This window comes from Bradyrhizobium cajani, from assembly GCF_009759665.1.
Taxonomy (GTDB): domain Bacteria; phylum Pseudomonadota; class Alphaproteobacteria; order Rhizobiales; family Xanthobacteraceae; genus Bradyrhizobium; species Bradyrhizobium cajani.
This window is the reverse complement of sequence record NZ_WQNE01000038.1, coordinates 50,504-71,086: the sequence shown is the minus strand read 5'-3', so window position 1 is coordinate 71,086 and position 20,583 is coordinate 50,504. Positions and strand designations below refer to the sequence as shown.

The 20,583-nt window shown below is 62.8% G+C and carries 20 protein-coding genes; 3 read left to right on the top strand and 17 right to left on the bottom strand.

From position 1 onward, the window contains the following. Nucleotides 1–89: 89 nt before the first annotated feature. The 12 genes from GPL20_RS32655 to GPL20_RS39080 form a co-directional block, all read right to left on the bottom strand. Complete coding sequence (locus tag GPL20_RS32655) at nucleotides 90–740, bottom strand: hypothetical protein (protein ID WP_254125520.1); 651 nt, start codon at nucleotides 738–740, stop codon at nucleotides 90–92. Nucleotides 741–793: 53 nt separating this feature from the next. After that, complete coding sequence (locus GPL20_RS32650; RefSeq protein WP_157335681.1) at nucleotides 794–997, bottom strand: hypothetical protein; 204 nt, start codon at nucleotides 995–997, stop codon at nucleotides 794–796. Nucleotides 998–1,270: 273 nt separating this feature from the next. Then, nucleotides 1,271–2,677 carry a hypothetical protein gene (locus tag GPL20_RS32645; RefSeq protein WP_167533314.1) on the bottom strand — a complete coding sequence of 469 codons (1,407 nt, stop codon included), beginning with the start codon at nucleotides 2,675–2,677 and terminating at the stop codon, nucleotides 1,271–1,273. A 608-nt stretch (nucleotides 2,678–3,285) separates the two neighbouring features. Then, nucleotides 3,286–4,071, bottom strand: a complete 786-nt coding sequence (locus tag GPL20_RS32640; protein WP_157335679.1) for a fumarylacetoacetate hydrolase family protein — start codon at nucleotides 4,069–4,071, stop codon at nucleotides 3,286–3,288. Further along, a complete protein-coding gene (locus GPL20_RS32635; RefSeq protein ID WP_157335677.1) occupies nucleotides 4,071–5,090 on the bottom strand; it encodes a 2-dehydropantoate 2-reductase in 1,020 nt (339 codons plus the stop codon). Before GPL20_RS32635 ends, GPL20_RS32640 begins: the two co-directional genes overlap by 1 nt. Before the next feature lie 106 nt (nucleotides 5,091–5,196). Continuing rightward, nucleotides 5,197–5,622: a CBS domain-containing protein gene (locus tag GPL20_RS32630; RefSeq protein WP_157335675.1), complete on the bottom strand. Its 426-nt coding sequence runs from the start codon at nucleotides 5,620–5,622 to the stop codon at nucleotides 5,197–5,199. A gap of 177 nt (nucleotides 5,623–5,799) precedes the next feature. Then, nucleotides 5,800–7,122, bottom strand: coding sequence for an oxalate/formate MFS antiporter (oxlT, locus tag GPL20_RS32625; RefSeq protein ID WP_157335667.1), 1,323 nt, complete (start codon nucleotides 7,120–7,122; stop codon nucleotides 5,800–5,802). A 260-nt stretch (nucleotides 7,123–7,382) separates the two neighbouring features. Further along, the gene (gene oxlT / locus GPL20_RS32620) at nucleotides 7,383–8,672 is read right to left on the bottom strand and encodes an oxalate/formate MFS antiporter (RefSeq protein WP_157335665.1); all 1,290 of its coding nucleotides are present in this window, start codon (nucleotides 8,670–8,672) and stop codon (nucleotides 7,383–7,385) included. A gap of 402 nt (nucleotides 8,673–9,074) precedes the next feature. After that, on the bottom strand, nucleotides 9,075–10,574 hold the full coding sequence (locus tag GPL20_RS32615; RefSeq protein ID WP_157335663.1) for a tripartite tricarboxylate transporter permease: 1,500 nt from the start codon (nucleotides 10,572–10,574) through the stop codon (nucleotides 9,075–9,077). A 43-nt stretch (nucleotides 10,575–10,617) separates the two neighbouring features. Continuing rightward, entirely contained in the window at nucleotides 10,618–11,115 is a 498-nt protein-coding gene (locus GPL20_RS32610; RefSeq protein ID WP_157335661.1) for a tripartite tricarboxylate transporter TctB family protein, read from the bottom strand. Nucleotides 11,116–11,195: 80 nt separating this feature from the next. Beyond that, nucleotides 11,196–12,206: a Bug family tripartite tricarboxylate transporter substrate binding protein gene (locus tag GPL20_RS32605; RefSeq protein WP_157335659.1), complete on the bottom strand. Its 1,011-nt coding sequence runs from the start codon at nucleotides 12,204–12,206 to the stop codon at nucleotides 11,196–11,198. Between the two features lie 475 nt (nucleotides 12,207–12,681). Beyond that, nucleotides 12,682–12,819: a hypothetical protein gene (locus GPL20_RS39080; RefSeq protein WP_167406555.1), complete on the bottom strand. Its 138-nt coding sequence runs from the start codon at nucleotides 12,817–12,819 to the stop codon at nucleotides 12,682–12,684. A gap of 356 nt (nucleotides 12,820–13,175) precedes the next feature. Between GPL20_RS39080 and GPL20_RS32600 the strand changes: the two genes are divergently transcribed. After that, a complete protein-coding gene (locus tag GPL20_RS32600) occupies nucleotides 13,176–14,504 on the top strand; it encodes an Hsp70 family protein (RefSeq protein WP_157335657.1) in 1,329 nt (442 codons plus the stop codon). A 262-nt stretch (nucleotides 14,505–14,766) separates the two neighbouring features. Here the strand turns inward: GPL20_RS32600 and GPL20_RS32595 are convergent, their stop codons facing one another. Both GPL20_RS32595 and GPL20_RS32590 read right to left on the bottom strand, forming a co-directional pair. Next, entirely contained in the window at nucleotides 14,767–15,210 is a 444-nt protein-coding gene (locus GPL20_RS32595; protein ID WP_157335647.1) for an SRPBCC family protein, read from the bottom strand. Between the two features lie 254 nt (nucleotides 15,211–15,464). After that, nucleotides 15,465–16,154, bottom strand: a complete 690-nt coding sequence (locus tag GPL20_RS32590; protein ID WP_157335645.1) for a hypothetical protein — start codon at nucleotides 16,152–16,154, stop codon at nucleotides 15,465–15,467. A gap of 530 nt (nucleotides 16,155–16,684) precedes the next feature. On the opposite strand from GPL20_RS32590, the gene GPL20_RS40195 reads away from it, so the two are divergent. Next, complete coding sequence (locus tag GPL20_RS40195; RefSeq protein ID WP_309143223.1) at nucleotides 16,685–17,263, top strand: alpha/beta hydrolase family protein; 579 nt, start codon at nucleotides 16,685–16,687, stop codon at nucleotides 17,261–17,263. 156 nt (nucleotides 17,264–17,419) lie between these two features. On the opposite strand, the gene GPL20_RS32580 is transcribed toward GPL20_RS40195, so the two are convergent. From GPL20_RS32580 to GPL20_RS32570, 3 genes are all read right to left on the bottom strand, one after another. Further along, nucleotides 17,420–18,739, bottom strand: a complete 1,320-nt coding sequence (locus GPL20_RS32580) for an adenylate/guanylate cyclase domain-containing protein (protein ID WP_157335642.1) — start codon at nucleotides 18,737–18,739, stop codon at nucleotides 17,420–17,422. 205 nt (nucleotides 18,740–18,944) lie between these two features. Further along, nucleotides 18,945–19,649 (bottom strand): GDSL-type esterase/lipase family protein, encoded by a 705-nt coding sequence (locus GPL20_RS32575; RefSeq protein ID WP_157335639.1) that lies wholly within the window; start codon nucleotides 19,647–19,649, stop codon nucleotides 18,945–18,947. 448 nt (nucleotides 19,650–20,097) lie between these two features. Continuing rightward, nucleotides 20,098–20,349: a hypothetical protein gene (locus tag GPL20_RS32570; RefSeq protein WP_157335636.1), complete on the bottom strand. Its 252-nt coding sequence runs from the start codon at nucleotides 20,347–20,349 to the stop codon at nucleotides 20,098–20,100. On the opposite strand from GPL20_RS32570, the gene GPL20_RS32565 reads away from it, so the two are divergent. Continuing rightward, nucleotides 20,348–20,557: a cold-shock protein gene (locus tag GPL20_RS32565; RefSeq protein WP_157335633.1), complete on the top strand. Its 210-nt coding sequence runs from the start codon at nucleotides 20,348–20,350 to the stop codon at nucleotides 20,555–20,557. The two genes, GPL20_RS32570 and GPL20_RS32565, sit on opposite strands and share 2 nt — an antisense overlap. The last annotated feature ends 26 nt before the right edge of the window (nucleotides 20,558–20,583 follow it).

Below are 20,583 nucleotides of genomic sequence, written 5' to 3'. Positions count from 1 at the left end.
CATCGGCATTGCGAGCGTGACAAAGCAATCCAGTTCGTCTCCGCGCAGGGACTCTGGATTGCTTCGCTACGCTCGCAATGACGGTGGAGCTACTCTGCCGACAGCCGCACCATCTGGCGGCCGCCGTTCATTTCCTTGAGGCGGTTGACGAAGTTTTCCGGGCGCTGCCAGCGGTTGGGGACCTGCAAGCCCATGAACTCGGCGATGTCGCCGATGAAGCCGGTGCAGTTGGTGGTCTCGGCGTTCCAGACCGGCGAGTTCGCCTGCAATTTCTTGATGTAGGCGAACACGCGCTTGGCGTCGGCCTCGTTCAGATAGACGCGGTAGCTCGCGGTCAGATATTCCGGATCGAGATCGCCGTAGCTCGCGCCGGTCTCGGACGGCACCCAGGTGAGGTGACCGAGCACGTAGGCAAGCGTGTCGCCGGCCGGTGTGAGCCCCGCGACCTCGACGGCGCGTTCGCTGGTCTTGCCGTACCAGACGAAGGCGTGGCCCCAGCTCGCGGCCGTTCGCGCCCGGAAATCCACGTAGTAGGGACCCTTCTCCGCGCGCGCGACGGGGCGCCGCGTCGCCTGCGGCGCCGGTCGCGAGGCGGTGTCGGTCGAGGCAAGCGCATTGGCATCGGCAACGCGCTTGTTCGCTTCGTGGGCCGAGACCGATGGCATCGTGCACGCAATCATGGCCGCGAGGGCAAGTCCCGCGAGGATGCAGGATCCCGATCGATCAGCTTTGTACGTCACGCGATGCCCCCTCGATTGTCGGCCGCTTACGCAGATGCGTATCGTGTTGCGCGTCAGTAGCGCGCCGCGACCGGGCCCGGCGCCTTGCCGATGGGGGCCTTTCCAACCGGGCTCTTGCCAATCGGCATCTTGCCGATCTGCGCCTGCTCGGCCGGATAGACCGGCACGGGCTGACGGCGCGGCAGATCCGCAGCGTTCGCAGCCGTCACCAGAGCAAGCGTAGCACCCAGAGCAAATACAATCTTCTTCACAGTCATACCCCTAGAAGGTTTGGTCCACACACGGCAGGGCCGTGCCCCCAGACACGCCTCACAGAAGGGCGTCGGAATACGTCCAAGTTGCGGCGCGCACGGGACATGTTGGCGGCATATGTCGGGCGCGTGGAGATGTGATGTGTCTGGATGTTTCGCTGCGCGGTCGGCGGTGTCGTAGCCCGGATGAGCGAAGCGATATCCGGGGATGCTCGCAGAGGCGTCCGTCCCGGATATCGCTTCGCTCATCCGGGCTACAGGTTACGAGGCTCGGCGCACTTACCCGATCCGGTTCAAGCTGTTGCGGATCGTCGAGAAGATGCCGCCGATGTCCTTGCGCATGGCATCGAGCGCGTTGAAATTGTCGAAGATGCGGGCAAGGCGATCCTCGACCTCGCGTTTGCTTTTGGCGAGCGCGTCCACGCGCGAGACGAGGGTGACGCCGCCGCTCGCCTCGATCTCGCCGACAGTCCTGGCGAGGAGGTCGCGGGTGGTGCCGACCTCCGCGATCATCGCCTCGATGCCGAACACCGGCGCCTTCAGCGGAACGAGGTCGGCCTGCGACTTCGACAGCTCCGACTTGAAGGCGTTCAGCGTCGCCAGCGTCTCCTGCAACGCGCCGAGCCGCTGGCGCGACTGGATGACGAAATCGTTCAGGGCGTTCTGGCGCTCGGTGAGGCTCTTGCCGTCGGGATCGGTCTCGACATCGGCGAGCGAGCGTTCGAGCTGGGCCTGGCGCTGGCCGAGCTCCTCGAAGTCGAGCCTGATCGCCTTGAGGATGTTGAAACTGTCGTCGATGCGGGCAAGGCGCTGCTCGATCTCGATCTTGTTTTTCGACAGCGTTTCGACACGGGTGCCGAGCGGCGCTTCGCCGCCGGTATCGAGCTCGTCGATGCTCTTGGCAAGCCGGTCGTGACTGAGGCTGAGCTCGCCGATCAGGGCGTTGATGCCGGCATCCGCCGAGCGTAGCGGCGCGAGCTCGGCGTGGGACTTCGCCAGATCGTCCTTGTACTGGTTCAAGGCCGCAAAGGTGTCTTGCACCGCGTTGACCCGGCCCAGCAGCGTCGAGACGTCCCGCGCGATGTCCTTGAGCCGGTCGGCGAGGTTGTTCTTGCGATCGTCGGTCTCGAGGTCGTGCAGGGACCGCTCGAGCTGGTTCTGCCGGTCGCGGATCTCGGTGAAAACAGGCTCGACGGCGCGGCGCTGCTCGGCGACCTTGCCGACCATCTCGCGCAGGTGCTGCTGGCGGCGGCGGATATCGGCGAGCTGGTCGTGCATGTCGGTGGATTCGTTGCGGCCCTGCTGAAGCAGGGCGCGCTGCTCGGTCTCGCCCAGCTTGTCGTGGAGGGCGGAGATGGCCTCCCGGGGATCGCTCTCGATCAGGTGCTGGACGGTGGCGTCGAGGTGGTTTTGCAGGGCGTGGGCGACGACGACGTCCTCGCGGGTCTTCCTGAGGCGGTCGCGCAGCGTGTTCAGGCGGCGGTCCTGGCGCGAGAGCCGCCAGGTCGAAGCGCCGATCAGGGCGAGCCCAACCGTTGGCATCGCGCCGATGGCGATGCGCTGCGGCATGGACAGGCCCACGAACCAGGCGGGCAGGTGGGCGACGTCATAACCAAACACCTGCTGGACAAAGATCGCGATGACGGCCAGCAGGACGAACCAGGCAACCAGGAAAAACAGCCACATCGTGAATACCTCACGCCGGCACAAAATCGCCATAGTTGCTATTGGAGAGAGGAACCGAGATCAAGGGGCGAGCAGGCGTGCAGGGTGTTTCCAGTCGCGCGATCCACGACTGGTTGCGTCGGCCGATTGGTGGAGGAGGGCGCCGAGGTTGCCGGGTTTTCCCGAATTGAGGCGCAGTCGCCGGTCATTCCGGGCGGCGCGTAGCGCCAAGCCCGGAATCCATCGGGGCAGCAGGCGCTGGCCAAGGCAACGCGCGGGCGTGCTGCATGGGCCCCTTTTGGACGGAGGCATCAGCAGGCGTCGACGCGGACCGGCGCGCCTCGGGCTATCATTTCCCGAGGAAGTTCGTGCGCATCTTGTCAGCGAACCAGACCACGAAGATCGCAGCGAACGAGAGAGCGAAGTACAGAGCCGTCCACAAGAATGCATTGCCGGCGTTCGTCATGGCGTCCTCCCTTGCATCAGAAATCGATCTGTTGCCGGGAAGAATAGCGGCGGCCACGACGGCCGATTTGCGCCGGATCAATTTTGCCGCACTGCGGCGCAAATGGTGGGCGAGCCCTCATTGCGGGCTCACGATGGAGTTGTGCCTGGGAAGGGCGGAGAGGCTACAGCCGAAACTCGTTGGTGAGCTCGCCGATGCCGTCGATCGCGACGGTGACCGTATTCACCGGCTCCTTCATCACGCCGACACCGACCGATGTGCCGACGGCGATGAGGTCGCCGGGGAGCAGGGTCATGTCGTGGGAGATTTTGCTGACCAGCTCCTGCGCGGTGAAGATCATGTCCGAGATCGGATAGTTCTGCCGCTCCGCGCCATTGAGGATGGTGCGGACCACGAGTTTCGCCGGGTCGAGGCCGGTCGCGACCACGGGGCCGAACGGGCCGTAATCGTCAATGCCTTTGGCGCGGGCCCATTGCGGGAAGGTAGGGTCGCTGGTCAGGATGTCGTTGGCGGTGATGTCGTTGACGCAGGTGTAACCGAAGATGAATCTGTCGGCCTCGGCCGGCGAAACGCGGGCGCAGGTCTTGCCGATGACGATGCCGAGCTCGCCTTCATAGGTGGTCTTGCCGTCGTAATAAGAAGGACGGCGGATCACGGCGCCGGGCGTCGTGATGCTGGTGGTGGCCTTCAGCAGATAGAGCGGCTCCGGCGGCTCGGGCTGGTTCAGCTTGGCCGCGAGTGCGTGAAAGTTGTTCCAGAGCGCGACGATCTTGCTGGGCACGCAGGGGGCGAGCAGCTCGACCTCCGACAGTGCCAGCGTCTTGCCGGTGGCTGCGTGGCGGCCGAACATCTCGCCCTCATGCACGCTGATGCCTGACGATGTCAGCGTGCCGAAACCGGTCGTACCGGCGTGGCGGAAACGCAGCCATTTCTTCATCTCGGCCGACATCACGCCACCGCCAGTGCGCGAGGATCGGCCGGCGTCGAGACGCCGTCATAGAGGCCCGCGATGCGGGCGCGCTGGGTCACCATCGCCAGCACCGAGTCGAGCGCGGGCGTTGGAATGCCGGTGAGGCGGCCCATCTCCTGCACCACGGTGACGAGCGGGTCGATCTCCATGGGACGGCCGCGCTCGAGATCCTGCAGCATCGAGGTCTTGTGCGCGCCGACCTTGCGGGCGCCCTCGATGCGGCGCTCGACGTCGACGCGGAATTTGACGCCGAAGGTCTCGGCGATCGCCTGCGTCTCCATCATGATCGCGCGCGACAACGCCCGCGTGGACGGATCGGTGCAGATCACGTCGAGCGTTGCATGGGTCAGCGCGCTGATCGGGTTGAAGCAGACATTGCCCCACAGCTTGAGCCAGATCTCGTCGCGGATGCGGTCGAGCACCGGCGCTTTCAAGCCGGCTGCGACGAACAGGTCGGCGAGGCGCTGCACGTCCGATGTGATCTCGCCGGAGGGCTCGCCGAGCGGAAAATTGTTGCCGTAGACGTGGCGGATCACGCCGGGCGCCTCGATCTCGGTGGCGGGATAGACGATGCAGCCGATCGCGCGCTCGGCGCCGATTTCGCGCCACTGCCGTCCGCCGGGGTCGATGCTCTCCAGCGTCGAATTCTCGTAATCGCCGCCGTGCTTGTAGAAATACCAATAGGGAATGCCGTTGACGGCGGTGACGATGCGGGTGTGGGGCCCGAGCAGCGGCTGCATCTTCTCGATCACGCCGGTGATCGAATGCGCCTTCAGCGTGATGATGATGTAGTCCTGCACGCCGAGTTCAGTGGGATCGTCGGTGCAGCGCGGATGCACGGTGTGCGTCTCCTCGCCCGCGAGCAGCGTCAGGCCGCGCTCGCGCATCGCGGCAAGATGTGCGCCGCGTGCGACCAGGCTGACATCGGCGCCAGCGCGCGCGAGCTGAACCCCGAGATATCCGCCGATCGCGCCGGCGCCGTAGATGCAGATCTTCATGAAATCCTCGCGAGGGGGCAGAAGCCGGTTTTTGGGACGAAAGATCCGGTCCGGCTCGGAAGGATCCGAGCCGGGGCCGGCAGTCGCAGGGGAAGTGTGTGTCGCTTTAGGCCGCTTGCGGCGTCGAGTTGGTGGCCTCGTCAACGGCAGCGGCGATGTCGCGCATGCTGATGACGGAGACGAGGCTGTACTCGTCGATCACCGGCAGGTGCCGGATATGATGTCGGTTCATCAGATGGCGGACGTGCTCGATCGTATCGCTCGAGGTGCAAGAGACGAGCTGCTGCACTGAGACCAGCTGCGAGACCTTGACGTTGACGGCATTGGCGCCGTGCTCGGCGACGGCGCGCACCACGTCGCGCTCGGTGAACATGCCGACCGCGGTGTTGCCTTCCGAGCGGACCACATCCTTCACCACCAGCGCGCTGATGTTGTTGGCGCGCATCAGCTTGGCGGCGATACCCACCGTTTCGTTCATTCGCACCGTAACAACGCGCGGCGTCTTCTTGCGCAGAATGTCTCCGACCAGCATTGCAACCTCCCTGGGTGAATGACAGGAGAAGTGTGGTATACATAATGCCAATCGTCAAGCACTGGATTTGGCTGATCCGAAAAATCTTGCGACAGTGATGCTGACGTTTGCACGCGGCAAAAAGAAAAGGGGCGCATCGCTGCGCCCCTTTCAATTGATGTGATGACTTGTGAAGGCTTACGCCGTCTCGGTCTTGGCGCTGCCTGTCGCGGTGCTCGTGCTCTCGGCTTCCTTGCCGAGTATGAAGGAGCGGCGCAGCGGCTTGATCACGAACAGTGCCATCAGCGCCGCCGTCGCGTTCAGCGCCACCGCCACCACGAACACGGCCTTCCAGCCATAGGCGGTCGAGATCACGCTCGCGAGCGGGACGAGCAGGGAGGCCGTGCCCTTCGCCGTGTACAGCATGCCGTTGTTGGTGGTCGCGAACTTCGAGCCGAAGGTGTCGCCGCAGGTCGCGGGGAACAGCGAGTAGATCTCGCCGAACACGCCGAAATAGACCGCGGTCGCGAGCACGAAGACGACGGGCACATGGCCATAGGCCGACAGCGTCAACAGCATCACGGCGGCGGTGCCGAAGGCGATGAACATGGTGGGCTCGCGGCCGATCGTGTCGGAGACCCAGCCGAAGAAGGGACGTCCGAAACCGTCGAAGATGCGGTCGAGCGAGATCGCGAAGGTCAATGCCGCCATCTGGAAGCCGGCGAGCGTGACCGGCGTGTCGGCGATCTTGAAGTCGTGCGCGATCGGGGCGATCTGCGCCGCGGTCATCAGGCCGCCGGAGGCGACCATGACGAAGACGAGGTACATCACCCAGAAAACAGGGGTGCGCAGCACCTGCGGCGGGGTGAAGTCGATCTTGGTCTGCGGCAGGTTGAGCTGCTTCTTCCTCGGCGGGATCGAGACCCGCGGCGGCTGGATGAAGAAGGCGAGCACGAACACGATCAGGCCCTGGCCGATGCCGAAGGTGAGGAACGCGTGCTCATAGCCGCTCGAAACGATCATGCTCGCGATCGGCACGATGGTGAGCGCGGCGCCCGCACCGAAGCCTGCGGCGGTCGCGCCGGCGGCGAGGCCGCGACGGTCGGGAAACCATTTCAGCGCGTTGCCGACGCAGGTGCCGTACACTGCGCCTGCGCCCATGCCGCCGACGACCGCGGCTGCGTAGAGCAGGGTGAGGCTATCGGCGTAGGAGTTGAGCACCCACGACAGCGCGATCATCACGCCGCCGAACATGACGACGATGCGCGGGCCGTATTTGTCGACGAACCAGGCCTCGACCGGCACCAGCCACGTCTCGGTGACGACGAAGATGGTGAAAGCGAGCTGGATCGCGGCGCGCCCCCAATGGTGGGCGGCGTCGATCGGATCGACGAACAGCGTCCAGCCATATTGCAGATTGGCGATCATCGCCATGCAGACGATGCCCATGACGAGCTGGAGCCAGCGGAACCCGGTGCGAAGAGGCGCGGCCGTGACGGCGCCGTCCGTGCTGGAAATCATCAAAAACCTCCCAACGCGCCTGATTGGTCGCAACACCGGCTGCCAAGATGACCTGATGTCGCAAATGTTGTGTCTTATCGTCGCAGGCACAATGGGAAACTTGGTATACCATATTCCAGAATGCAAGCCCTAACTCGGCTCGGTGATCAAGAAAATGCGTGGTCCCTCGGCAGCTCCGGACGTGCCGTGAGCTTCGGGCAAAACGAAAACGCCCGGCCGTGAGGCCGGGCGTCCGTTTGTGTAAGCCGTGGTGAAGCGCGTCAGACAGTCGACTTCGCGACGACGACCTTGCGCCAGGGTTTCAGCAACAGGATCGCCAGCAGCGAAGCCAGGATGTTGGCGCCGGCGGCAATGATGAACACGCTGTCCCAGGTGCCGGACGACTGCTGCATGTAGTTGGCGACCGGCACCAGCAGCGCGGCGGTGCCCTTTGCGGTGTAGAGCAGGCCGGCATTGGTGGTCGCGAACTTGGCGCCGAACGTGTCGGTGCAGGTCGAGGGGAACAGCGAGTAGATCTCACCCCAGGCGAAGAACACGAAGCCCGAGAGCAGCACGAACCAGACCGGATCGTGGCCCCAGAGGTAGAGCATCCAGATGCCGAACCCTTCCATGCCGAACGCGATGAACATCGTGTTCTCGCGGCCGATCATGTCGGAGATCCAGCCGAAGAACGGACGAGTCAGGCCGTTGAGCACGCGGTCGATCGTCGCTGCGAAGGTGACCGCCGTCATCGTCACCGCCATCAGCGTGACCGGCACGTTGTCGACCTTCCAGTCGGCCGCGATCGGCTTCAGGTTCGCCGTCACCATCAGGCCGCCGGCGCCGACGATCACGAACATGAAGTACATCAGCCAGAAGATCGGCTGACGCAGCACCTCGGTCGGCTGATAGTTGCGCCGGGACTGGACCAGCGCGGCATTCGCCACCACGTTCGGCACCTGGCCCGCTTTCGGCGCGAGCAGGAAGAAGGCGAGGATGCAGATGATGATGCCCTGGCCCAGGCCGAAATAGAGGAAGGTGGTCTGGAAACCGCTGTCCTTGATCATGGCCTGGATCGGCGCGACGGTTAAGGCCGAGCCTGCACCGAAGCCCGCGGCGGTGATGCCTGCGGCAAGACCGCGCTTGTCCGGAAACCATTTCAGCGCGTTGCCGACGCAGGTGCCGTAGACGCCGCCGGCGCCGATGCCCGCGATGATCATGCCGAGATAGTAGCCGTTGAGCGAGGTCGCCTGCGCGTTGATCGCCCAGCCGATGGCGCAGAGCACGCCGCCGACCAGCACGACGATGCGCGGACCGTATTTGTCGACGAACCAGCCTTCGACCGGCACCAGCCAGGTCTCGAACAAAACAAAGAGAGTAAACGCCCACTGGATCGACGCGCGATCCCAGCCGAACTTCTTCTGGATGTCGGGGACGAAGAACGTCCAGCCGTATTGGTAATTGGCAATCATCACCATCGCGGCGACGCCCACTGCCAACTGCGTCCAGCGATAAGCATCGCTTACGCGGCCGACACTTGGGGCCGCTGTTGATTGCACCATGTCTGTCATAAAAACCCTCCCGAAGGCGCCGATCATTTTTATGCGTGCGCTGTCCCGCATCCTGGTATTCATTATGCCAAGATTCAAGCGAGGGACTGAGGGTGCGGCGAAATATCGCGGGCTTGTTCACATGCGCCATGGCAGTCGGATTGTAAAGCCCGAATTGCTGCCGGCGTGCCGCATCAAGAGGGGCATCTCTCGTTCAAGTAACTGATTTAACGAGATATTTTACGTAGTCGGCGGAGCCGCAAACGCGCTTCAAGGAAAAGCGTAGGCTCGGAAGTTTCCCACTCATGCGCTGTTCGCGCACGCCGGCGCGCGGTCGGCCGTGACCGCAAATTCCTGGAATTCTTTATTCCAGAAGTCCAGCCTGCGACAGTTTGGTACGGTAGCGGTGGGGATTACGCGGCCTCACGCCATCGACGTGCGCAGCCGGCTGTAGCCTTCCTGGATCGCGGACCAGAACAGGGCGACCAGGCCGAGCGCCATGATCGTGCTGACGAGGCCGTTGGAGAAGAACACCCCGAGCGATCCGTGCGATCCCAGCAGCGATTGGCGGAAGGCTTCCTCCGCCTTGTCGCCGAGCACGATGGCGAGCACCAGCGGTGCGAGCGGATAGTTGCACTTCTTCAGGAGATAGCCGAGCACGCCGAACACCAGCATCAGCATCACGTCGAAGGTGCTGTTGTGCACCGAATAGGCGCCGATCGCGCAGAGCACCAGGATGAGCGGCGCGATGATGCCGAAGGGCACGCGGAGGATCGCCGCGAAGATCGGCACGCAGGTGAGCACGACAATGAGGCCGGCGAGATTGCCGAGATACATCGAGGCGATCAGGCCCCAGACGAATTCCTTCTGCTCGACGAACAGCATGGGGCCGGGCTGCAGGCCCCAGATCAACAATCCGCCGAGCAGGACGGCGGCGGTCGGGGAGCCGGGCACGCCGAGCGACAGCATCGGCAGCAGCGCCGAGGTGCCCGCGGCATGTGCGGCCGTCTCCGGCGCGATCACGCCTTCGATCTCGCCCTTGCCGAAATTGTTGCCGCGTCGCGCCAGACGCTTGGCGATGCCGTAGCTCATGAAGGATGCCGGCGTCGCACCAGCGGGCGTGACGCCCATCCAGCACCCGATCAGGCAGGAGCGCAGCGAGGTCATCCAATAGGCGGGCAATTCCCGCCATGTCTGTAGCACCACCCGAAGGTTGATGGTCGCGTTGCCGCCGCGGAAGGCCAGCCCTTCCTCCATGGTCAGCAGGATCTCGCCGATGCCGAACAGGCCGATCACGGCGATCAGGAAGTCGAATCCATTGAGCAGCTCCGTGACGCCGAAGGTCAGCCGCAACTGTCCCGTGATCGAATCGAGGCCAACCGCCGCGAGGGCAAAGCCCATCATCATCGCCGCGATGGTCTTGAACGGCGGCTCCTTGCTGAGGCCAACGAAGCTGCAGAAGGCGAGGAAGTACACCGCGAACTTCTCCGCCGGACCAAATCGCAGCGCAAAGCCGGCGACCAGGGGCGCAACCAGCGTGATCATGATGACGGCAAACAGCGCGCCCACGAAGGAGGAGGTGAAGGCCGCCGTCAGCGCTTCGCCGGGTTTGCCCTGTTGCGCCATCGGATAGCCGTCGAAGGTGGTCGCCACCGACCAGGGCTCGCCGGGTATGTTGAACAGGATCGAGGTGATGGCACCGCCGAACAAGGCGCCCCAATAGATGCAGGACAGCATGATGATCGCCGAGGTCGGCGGCATGCTGAAAGTGAGCGGAAGCAGGATCGCCACGCCGTTGGCGCCACCGAGCCCCGGCAGCACGCCGATGATGACCCCGAGCGTGATGCCGATGATCATCAGCATGATATTGTAGGGCTGCAGGGCGACCGCGAAGCCGTGAAACAGATTGGCCAACTCTTCCATATCAATACGTCCTGCAGCAGAAATTGGATAAGTGCGCGGGTTCTTACAGGCCGAGCCATTCCTCGAACGGCCCCTTGGGAAGCGGGACCAGGAACCAGCGCTCGAAAACGAGATAGGTCAGGACCGGCATGCCGACCGCCACTGCGATCACCGTCAGCCAGCGATAGCCGCCGAGCCAGCGCATGAACCAGGCGATGAACACCATCGATGCGACGTAGAGGCCGATGAACGGCATCGAGCCGACATAGATCGCGGTGGGCACGACGACGCTCATGACTTGGCGAAGCTGTCCCCATGATGCGAACAGCCGGCCATCGTCGCCGCGCTGCGCGCTCCAGAGATTGATGGCGCTAGCGCCGACGATGGCGGCGCCGACATAGAAGGGGAAGAAGCCGGCACGCGGGCCCTCCGCGCCCCAGTTGATGCCGGCCTTCAGGCTGCCGAAGATCACGACCAGGCCGAAGGCGCCGATCAACAGCGCCATGCCGATTTCCAGCGTCTTGTGTGCCGGCCCAGATTCGGATCCGGATTGTTCAGTCATGGGCCCTCCAGGTGGAATCGCAGTCTTTCGCGGCAGGCGAGAGGACGACCAGCGTCCTCAGCCGCCGTCGATGTCGCGGTTCAATTATTCCCCGATGCGAGGAAGCCGGCATCCTTCATCAAGCCTTCGTGGCGCTTCTCTTCGGCCTCGACCCACTTGGCGTAGTCGGCGCCAGCCAGGAAGGTCGTGTTGAAGGCGCCGCTCTTCATGAAATCCTGCCATTCCGGCGTGGCGCGGACCTTCTTGAACAGCTCGACGTAGTATTCGATCTGATCCTTCGTGGCTTTGGGCGACATGAAGATGCCGCGCAGCATGAGATATTCCATCGCGAGGCCCTGCGACTTGCAGGTCGGAATATCCTTCCAGGCCTTGCCGTCGGCGATCGGCTCGTCATAGGCCATCGGCTGGGCGTCGAAGACGCAGAGCGGGCGGAGCTTGCCGCCGCGCCATTGCGCGACCGCCTCGATCGGATTGTTGACGGTCGAATCGACGTGATTGCCGACGAGCTGAACGGCGACTTCGCCGCCGCCCTTGTAGGGGATGTAGGTGAACTTTGCATCGATCGCCTTCTCGATGCCGACCGTGATGATCTGGTCTTCCTGCTTGGAGCCGGTGCCGCCCATCTTGAATGACCCGCTCGGTGCCTTTTTCGCGGCGTCGACGTAGTCCTTGACGGTGTTGTACGGCTTCTCGGCGTTCACCCAGAGCACGAATTCATCGAGCGCCAGCATCGCGACGGGAGTGAGGTCCTTCCAGTTGAACGGAATCCCCGTCGCCAGCGGCGTCGTGAACAGGTTCGAGAGCGTGATGATGATCTTGTGCGGATTGCCCGACGACGTCTTCACGTCGAGGAAGCCTTCGCCACCTGCACCGCCCGCCTTGTTGATGACGACCAGCGGCTGCTTCATGAGATTGTGCTTGGTGACGATGCCCTGGATGGTGCGGGCCATCTGGTCGGCGCCGCCGCCGGTGCCCGCCGGCACGATGAATTCGACCGGACGAACCGGCTCCCAGGCAGCACGGCTTGCGGTGCTGCTGGCGCACAACGCCGCGACGGCCGCCAAGGCGGCCTTCAGAACGAATGGCTTCATTGCTTCTCTCCCTGTCGAGTCCTTGAACACACCGTTCTTTGCCGGTTGCGTCAGCCCATCCTGATTCACATGACTGGGGTCAGCCTTCTTGGAGGGCGATCACCCAGTGCAGTGTCCTGCCAATCGAAATTCTATGAGCGGGGACAAGGCGGGGCATCCGCTCCTTTGGGCTAAGGCTCCACCAAGGGAACCGCGGCAAAGCATGTCTTGCCCTCAACCGCTCGCGCCCTACGTTACGCATCCCCGCCTTACACCTTTGGTTGTGCAATCCTTCTTGTTTGCCCGATGGTATGCGAGATGCCAGTAGACAAACAATCGGATCGGCAGGGCTGGGTCCGGACCAATCGTCGCAGTCGTTTTCGCGAACGCGGCGAGGCCGCAAAAGAAAATGGCCCCGACATGCGGGGCCATTTGCTCAAACCTGAAGTCTGCGGGATTGCCAGCCGGCCCGGTCGGCCGGGCGGACAAGGCTTTCTTACAGGCCGAAACGCGGCAGGTCGCCGTTGTGATTCGAGATCTCGGCGCTCGCCATCAGAAAGCTGTCGATCGCGGCCATCAGGCGGGCGAACAGCGAGGAGGAGGGGGCGAGAGCGACGGAAGCGGTCTTGGACATCGGAAATCCCTTTCTCGAGACAGTCAGTATTGCTGTCTCATTTCGAGGGCAATCTATGTATACCAGATGCCACTGTCCATCCGCTTGTTTGCATAGCAGCATGCAAACTCTCGCATTGCAGCATAATGCCGAGTAAACGGGGGTGTTTTCGGACATAAAGTTGCCGGGACCTTGCGGACGGAGGCCCCTTCCAGCGCCAAAGGCGCGAAAAGCGGGGCAAATTGTCCGGCCCGAAGCGGATCGTGCAACGACAGGCGCCAATTTCCCGCCGCACTGCAACGGACGGGGCCTTGGCACGGCCATGCAAAGCCGCTAGTGGTCCGCCCCCTTTTCCAATCAAACTGTCAGAGTGCTTCATGTCGAGCGCCCCGCCCGCCGTCTCGATCGGCATCGATTTTGGGACCAGCAATACGGTAGTGGCCCTCGCGGCGGACGACCGCCGGGTCGAGGCCATCCGCTTCGACCACGGCGGTCAGCGCCACAGCGTCTATGTGTCGGCCCTGTGCTTCTGGGAGGACCGGCCGGGCGCCGGCGCGCAGGCCGAGGGCGGCCCGTGGGCGATCGAGCAGTTTCTCGAGGGGCGCCATGTCTACCGCTTCCTCCAGTCGTTCAAGACGTTTGCAGCGAGCAGCAGCTTCAACACCACCCAGGTGTTCCGGCAGCGCTACAAGTTCGAGGACATTCTGGCGGCGTTCCTGCGGACGCTGGCGCGCCATGGCGGCGACAAATTCGGCTTCGAGGCGGCCAACATCACGGTCGGCCGGCCCGTGCGTTTCGCCGGTGGCAATCCCGACGAGGCGCTGGCGATGCAGCGCTACCGGGCCGCGTTCGAGCGCCTCGGCGCCGGCCACGCCCGCTATGTCTATGAGCCCGTGGGCGCGGCGTTCTCCTTCGCCCGCCGGTTGGAGCGCGATGCGACCGTGCTGGTCGCGGATTTCGGCGGCGGCACCAGCGATTTCTCCGTGATGCGCTTCTCCCGCTCAGGCGGCAGCCTTCGCGCCGAGCCGCTCGGCCACGCCGGCATCGGCATCGCCGGCGACACCTTCGACTATCGCATCGTCGACCACGTCGTCTCGCCGCGGCTCGGCAAGGGCTCCAGCTTCCGCTCGTTCGACAAGGTGCTGCCGGTCCCCAGTGGCCATTACACCAATCTCGCGCGCTGGCATCAGCTGGCGATGATGAAGAGCAACGGCGACCTGCGTGAGCTTCGCGAGCTTGCGCGCACCGCGCTGAAGCCGGAGCTGCTGGAGGATTTCATCACCATCGTCGATCTCGACCTCGGGTTCTCGCTATACCGCGCGGTGTCCGACGCCAAGGTGGCGCTGTCGGCGCAGGACCAGGTGGAGTTCCGCTTCAAGGGCGGCGGGGTCGATATCGGCTCGACAATCACGCGGAAGAATTTCGAAGCCTGGATCGCCGACGACATCGCCCGGCTGGGCGCCACCGTCGACAAGGTGATGGGCGAGGCCGGCATCCCCGCGCGCGAGGTGGAGAAGGTGTTCCTGACCGGCGGCACCTCCTTCGTGCCCGCCGTCCGAAAACTGTTCGCCGAACGGTTCGGCAACGAGCGGCTGATGTCGGGCGACCAGTTCGAGTCGATCGCCTATGGGCTCGCGCTGATCGGACACAGTCCCGATCCCGACCGCTGGACCGCAGGCGGCGGGCGCGAGCAGAAGGGCGCGTAACAGACGTTCAGGATCAGTCGTATCTGCCTCGCTGGCTCCCGCAATTCGATTGGGCTGTGCAGGCCTCTACGGGCTCGAACTGAGTTGTCATCTCGGACAGTTCCTGATTCTCCGTCATTGCGAGCCACCGGGGCCGCGCTTCGCGCGGACCCGGTGGCTCGCAATGACGATGCGGGTAGATCCGCGCATACGATCGAACCGATCGACCCGCGGATGCTCCCTTTCACGCGGATCACATCTGATGGTGTGATCCTGCTTTAGGCTATTGATTGATCTCCGGCTCGACGAGCTTCGCCAGATTCCGCAGCGATTCCTGCCAGCCGAGATAGCAGGCCTCCGGCGGGATGACGTCGGGGATGCCGGCCTGCGTGATGTCGACCTCGGTGCCGACCGAGACCTTCTTCAGGATCACGGTCACCTCGATCAGGCCTGGCAGATTGGGATCGTCGAACTTGTCGGTGTAGCGGAGACGTTCGCCCGGGACGAGCTCGAGATATTCGCCGCCGAACGAATGGCTGTTGCCCGTCGTGAAGTTCCGGAACGACATCTTGAACGTGCCGCCGACCTTCGGCTCGGAATGATGCACGGTGCAGGTAAAGCCGTTCGGCGGAAGCCATTTCGCCAGCGCATCGGCCTCCAGGAAGGCGCGATAGACTTTCTCCGGGCTGGTGGCGAGAACGCGGTGCAGGCGGATCGTGCTGGGCATGTGATTATCCTCGGTGATTGATGGGCCCGACGCCAGCGTCTATGGCCCATTCATGTCACGAGGACGACCGGGAAGCTGCCGATCCGACACGGCATCTCGAATTTTTTGTTGCCGGCCTCTCTGGGCGAGTTGCCAAAGCATGATCCGGAAGAGTGCGCAGCGGTTTTCCCTCGCGACAACCGCGGATTGCGCGGAGATCATGCTCAAACAACAACCTCAAGCGCGATGACGATTCATCCCAATCTCATCGTGCTTTAGACGGCTGCGACATCCTGTGGCGTCATCGTGAACGCCAGCCTGTAGCGGCCGATCGTCGAAGCTTCGCGGGCGCCCGCCGCGTGAAGCGATGACGTCGAGAGCTGGCCGGCAATCACACCCTCGACCACATCAGCATCGTAACCTGACAGCAGGACGATCCAGTCGGCGGCGCCATCCCTGCCGCGGATCTGTTGTTCGGTCGTGGGCGCGCTCGTCCGGGGCGTATCGGTCAGGAGGAGATGCGCGCCTGTCAGTCCAGGCTTCTGCGCCAATGCGCCGAGGATCTCCGAGAGCTGCGTCTGCAACTCCGCGTCCCGTCCGGTCTCCGGCGACAGCCTGATGGTGGCGAGCGAGATCGCGACGCCACTGCCGAAGCTGGCGGCGACCCGGCACTGGCTGCGCACCATGCCGAGATGATGCGGCATCATCCTGGCCGACCATGGCGTCGGCGCATTGAGGCGGTCGAGATATCCCTTCGACGTGAGCACCTCATATTGCGCCAGCTCGTACAGCACGAAGAAGCCTTCGGCGTCCGCGGTGCTGGTCCAGCGAGAACCGCGCCGGAAGCCGGGAATACTCATCCGCTCCGGAAAGTGCTCATGCGCGTGCCAGTCGCCGAACTCCGCGCGCTGCTCCGGACGTACGCTCCACCACATCGCGACGGCGGCCTTGCCGAGCAGTGACATGCTCACCTCCCTTTTTTCGGGCACCTTGCCTCAACGCCGACGTGGGCGGCAAGGTGTCCACGCCCGGCGAGCAAGGCCACAATTCCGCTATCGTTCCTCATTCAACTCCTGCGCGAAATCAGGGGCACTTCCGTTGCGCAGCATGCTTTGGGCTTTCGCCGTCGTTCTGTGCTGTCTTGGCTCGCCTGCGCAGGCCGCGGGCATTCAGCTTCTCGAGTCCGATCCCGCACTCGCAGGCGCGATCTGGTATCCGTGCGCAGCAGAGCCGACGCACGTAGCGCTGGGCAGGCTTTCGGTCGGTGCTGATTTCGACCTGAAGGGCGTGAAGGATTGTCCCGTCACGGGGGCGAAGCTCCCGCTGGTGATCTTCTCGCACGGCCGCGGCGGCTGGTTCGGCCAGCATCACGACACCGCGGAGGGCGCTGGCCGATGCCGGCTTCGTCGTCGCAGCCATCAACCATCCCGGCGACACCTATAGCGACTCCTCGCGGCGCGACACGCTGTCCGTCTGGGGATCGCGTCCCGCGGACATGGTACGCCTACTCGATTTTCTGCTGCGCGACTGGAAGGACAGGGCGGCGATCGATCCGGCCAAAGCCGGCTTCTTCGGCTTCTCGCTCGGCGGCTCTACCGGCCTCGTGCTGATGGGGACCAGGCCGGATTTCGCGAGGGTCGCCAGCTTCTGCAAGGAAACGACCGGCGCTTGCGCACAGCTTCACAATGGCGAGACGCCGCCTGACCCAGTGCAAGACGTGCGTATCCGCACCGCTGTGATCGTCGATCCTGCGCCGGGCGTCCTGACGCGGGAGAACCTCGCCGTCGTCAAGGTGCCGTTCCAGTTCTGGCGCTCGCAGTTCGGCGGCCCCGGCGTCGGCGACGGTTCGGGCACGGCGCGTGTCGCGGACGGCCTACCGGGCAAGCCCGACATCCACGTCGTGCCGGCCGGACACTTTGCGTTCCTCGCGCCGTGCTCAGCAGAGCTCGCGGTGGCCGTCCCCCGCATCTGCACCGACGTGCCGGCGGGATTTGACAGGGCAGGCTTTCACCGCGAGTTCAACGCCACGGTGGTGCAGTTCTTCCGCGAGCAGCTCGCTGGCGGCGTACGCTAGGCACGCGATAGCGCGTCGTGTCGATGCTCTCGGACCGGCAGAGCCGGCTAGACCGTGAATTTGCCGGGCGGACGGCTTACGAGGTCCGCTATGCCCCAACCGATGTACCTGTTGCACAGCGGCGAGACGACGCTATGGGCCACTTGTAGACATGTACTATGCGCTCGCAGCAAATAGATCCCATCGACCCGGGAGGCCCTTGAGCTCGTGCGACCCGCGCTCGGAGAACTTCAGACCTGCCCCGGCGACAAGGTCAGTGATAACTCTTGAAACGAGAACTTCGTTGGCCTGACACCGCGCCATGACGCGAGCTGCGGCGTGCACGGCTATTCCTCCAATATCCCGACCTCTAACTTCGATTTCGCCGGTATGGAGACCTGCACGTAACGGCAAGCCCATTTGCTTTGAGGCCGCTTCCAGTGATAAAGCGCAACGAACCGCGCGGCCCGGTCCATCAAACGTTGCCACAATTCCATCACCGGTCGTCTTGACCAAAGTCCCACGATACTTTTGGACCGTTTGAATTGCCAACTTGTCATGACTGTCTAGCATTCTCCCCCATGCCTGATCGCCAATCGCGGCAGCGGTGCGCGTTGAATCGACAATATCCGTGAACAACACGGTGGCCAGCACGCGGTCAAGATCAGCACATGAGCTCTCGCGATGTCCTGTGACAAACTCCTCGATGTCGCCAAGCAACGCCTCCACGTCGCCATGAAAGTGAAAATGATCCTGACCAGGGTATTCGATGAGCTTTGCATTCGGTATTTGCGCAGCTAGGTCGCGGCCAAGCTCGATGGGGATCGAAGCATCGCCTCTGCGATGAAGCACAAGCGTTGGAGCTTGCACGCTTGGAAGTATCGCTTTGACATCGATCTTGGCGTTCAAGAACGAGATTGCCTTGATTGCTCCGGGACTGGCTGCCAATCGCTGATATTTGGCAAACTGATCTATGGCATTCTGGTTCGTTGCCCGGCTCGGCGAAAGTGTTTTTAACATTTCGCCGGTGCCCCAAAACTTCAGGCGCTCCGCAATTCTCTTCTCCATATCATTCGACAACATTGCAGCCACCGCATACCCCCCAAAGAGGATCAGGTGGGATACCCGGTCGGGGTAGGTTGCGGCGAACAGCGCGCTCATTGGGCAACCTTCGGAATGTCCAAAGAGTATTGCTCGCTTGGAACCGATGGTATCCATGATGGCGCGGACGTCGTCGATCCGCTGCTCAAGTGAGGGCGCGTCGGATAATCGATCCGATAATCCTTGACCTCTTTTGTCAAAAGTGACGACGCGGGCGAACGTCGAAAGGCGACGGTGAAATTCAGTATAACCTGGCAGCTCATGCATGAACTCAACATGCGAAGCGAGGCCCGGAACCATGATGATATCGCCAGGTCCCGTGCCCATCGTCTGATAAGCGATGTTGATGTCGCCGCTGAGAGCGTAGCGCGTCTCTGGTAAACCAAGGTCACCCATGTTGACCTCCCCCGGAACTAACGATCGGACCGCGAAGATGACCGGGAGCGCGGGCAAGCGCACTGATGCATAGCATATCAGCTGGCAAGCGACCTGCTAGAGCAATGTCGGCTCAGGTCCAGAGGCTGCCCTCAACCGACGTTGCCCAAGCGGCCAACTAAGGACCACTTCCGGAAGTGGCTCGGCGGGCGATGAGTAGGTGCAGTTATCGGCCGCTGCCTGAGGTCAATGGTCTTTGACGTGCTTGGTCGATCAGCGCCTCGACTTTTGGCAACATGTGTGTAACGACAGCTTCAGTTCCGGCCGAATTTGGCTTAAAGTCGCCTATCTCCTTAAGCTGCGGTTCGTCCGCAAAAGCGTCGTCGAATGCCGGGTAGAACAGCACATCATATTCCCTGGCAAGTCCCGAGAAGATCGCCGCAAAAGCCTTCCCGTGTTCATCGTCCAATTTGACATGAGGCCGTGCTCCACAAAGAAGCACGGCAATATGCCGCGCTCTGAGGTTTTGCAGAATTGCTTCGATCGACGTGCGAGTAACGTCTGGCTCGGTTCCCCAAAGCATGTCGATCGCACCGAACTCCAAAATCACTGCATCGGTATCGTCAGGGACCGCTCGGTTCAATCTGGCAAGACCCCTTGCCGCTGTGTCACTGCTAACGCTTGCGTTGACGACCGTGACCATTTGGCCTTTGGCCTTCAATGCAAACTCAAGTCTGTCGGGAAACCTCCGTCCCGCCGGGAGATAGTACCCGGAACTGAGAACATCTCCGAACACGACGATCTTGACTACCTTTTCATCGGCACGAACGTTTTGGTCCGTTGGCCAGGACAGCACCATGCAAATCGCCGTGGCGACACTGACTGCAAGGCGAAGAATTGCTGCGACGAAGCTTGCCGGTTTTGATTTCATCGCGCTCTCCTAGCCGGGGTGAGCAGGCGCCTTCACGTTCAACTCTCAACAGGCAAGCAGCTTCATGCTTCCGCGGTGCGCTTGAGGCTTCATATCCGACGGTCGGGGGAAGCCAAAAAGAATCATTGAGCTAGATCAGACAATTCGGCTTACCGACTGGTCCGGTCCAAGTCACTCGCGGCCGGGTCGAACCAGTGGCAAGCCCGGCCATGTTCGCTGTTGCACGCGAAGCGGAACAATTCACAGCATCAGAAACACCGTCACGGACCACTGCGAGTTGATGCTTGCCCGAGGCGTGATTCAAGCTCCGAAGCCGGAGCCTTTGACCATGCGCTACAATCTCAGCGATTGAGTATGGACCGAGATCAAGTGGATGCTGCTCAACAAGCCGCGCGTACGCGCCAATGAGTCCTCGCCCTAGCAACAATCGACGTTTGTGAATGCAAAGCTAGCCTCGCGTCAGTCGCTGTTCGGGTTTGGATCTTCTGACGCGAATACGTTCCGCCGAGCCCACGGGGCAAGTAAGCCCGGCCAAGCCTTGCAAATGAGGAAGATGAGGTATACGCTGGACTTGTTCGTTCAGCCGCTGTGCCTTGTTGAATGCGCCTGCGGGCTCCTTTTCCAGAGACATCGACGAATTGAATTTTTTCTGCGTGACGATCACGCGGAACGTGCGCGTGCGCGCTTTGGAGAAGAACATGACGACAGGTACTGTGAAGTGGTTCAACGGCCAAAAGGGCTTTGGATTCATTCAGCCCGATGACGGCGGCAATGATGTGTTCGTTCACATCAGCGCGGTCGAGCGGGCTGGTCTTGCAGGTCTCGCCGAGGGCCAAAAGGTCAACTTCGAGCTCAAGACCGACAAGATGCGGGGCAAGGTCAGCGCAGAGAATCTCTCGCTGGCCTAAAGGCTCCGGTGCCGTTTCACGGATGT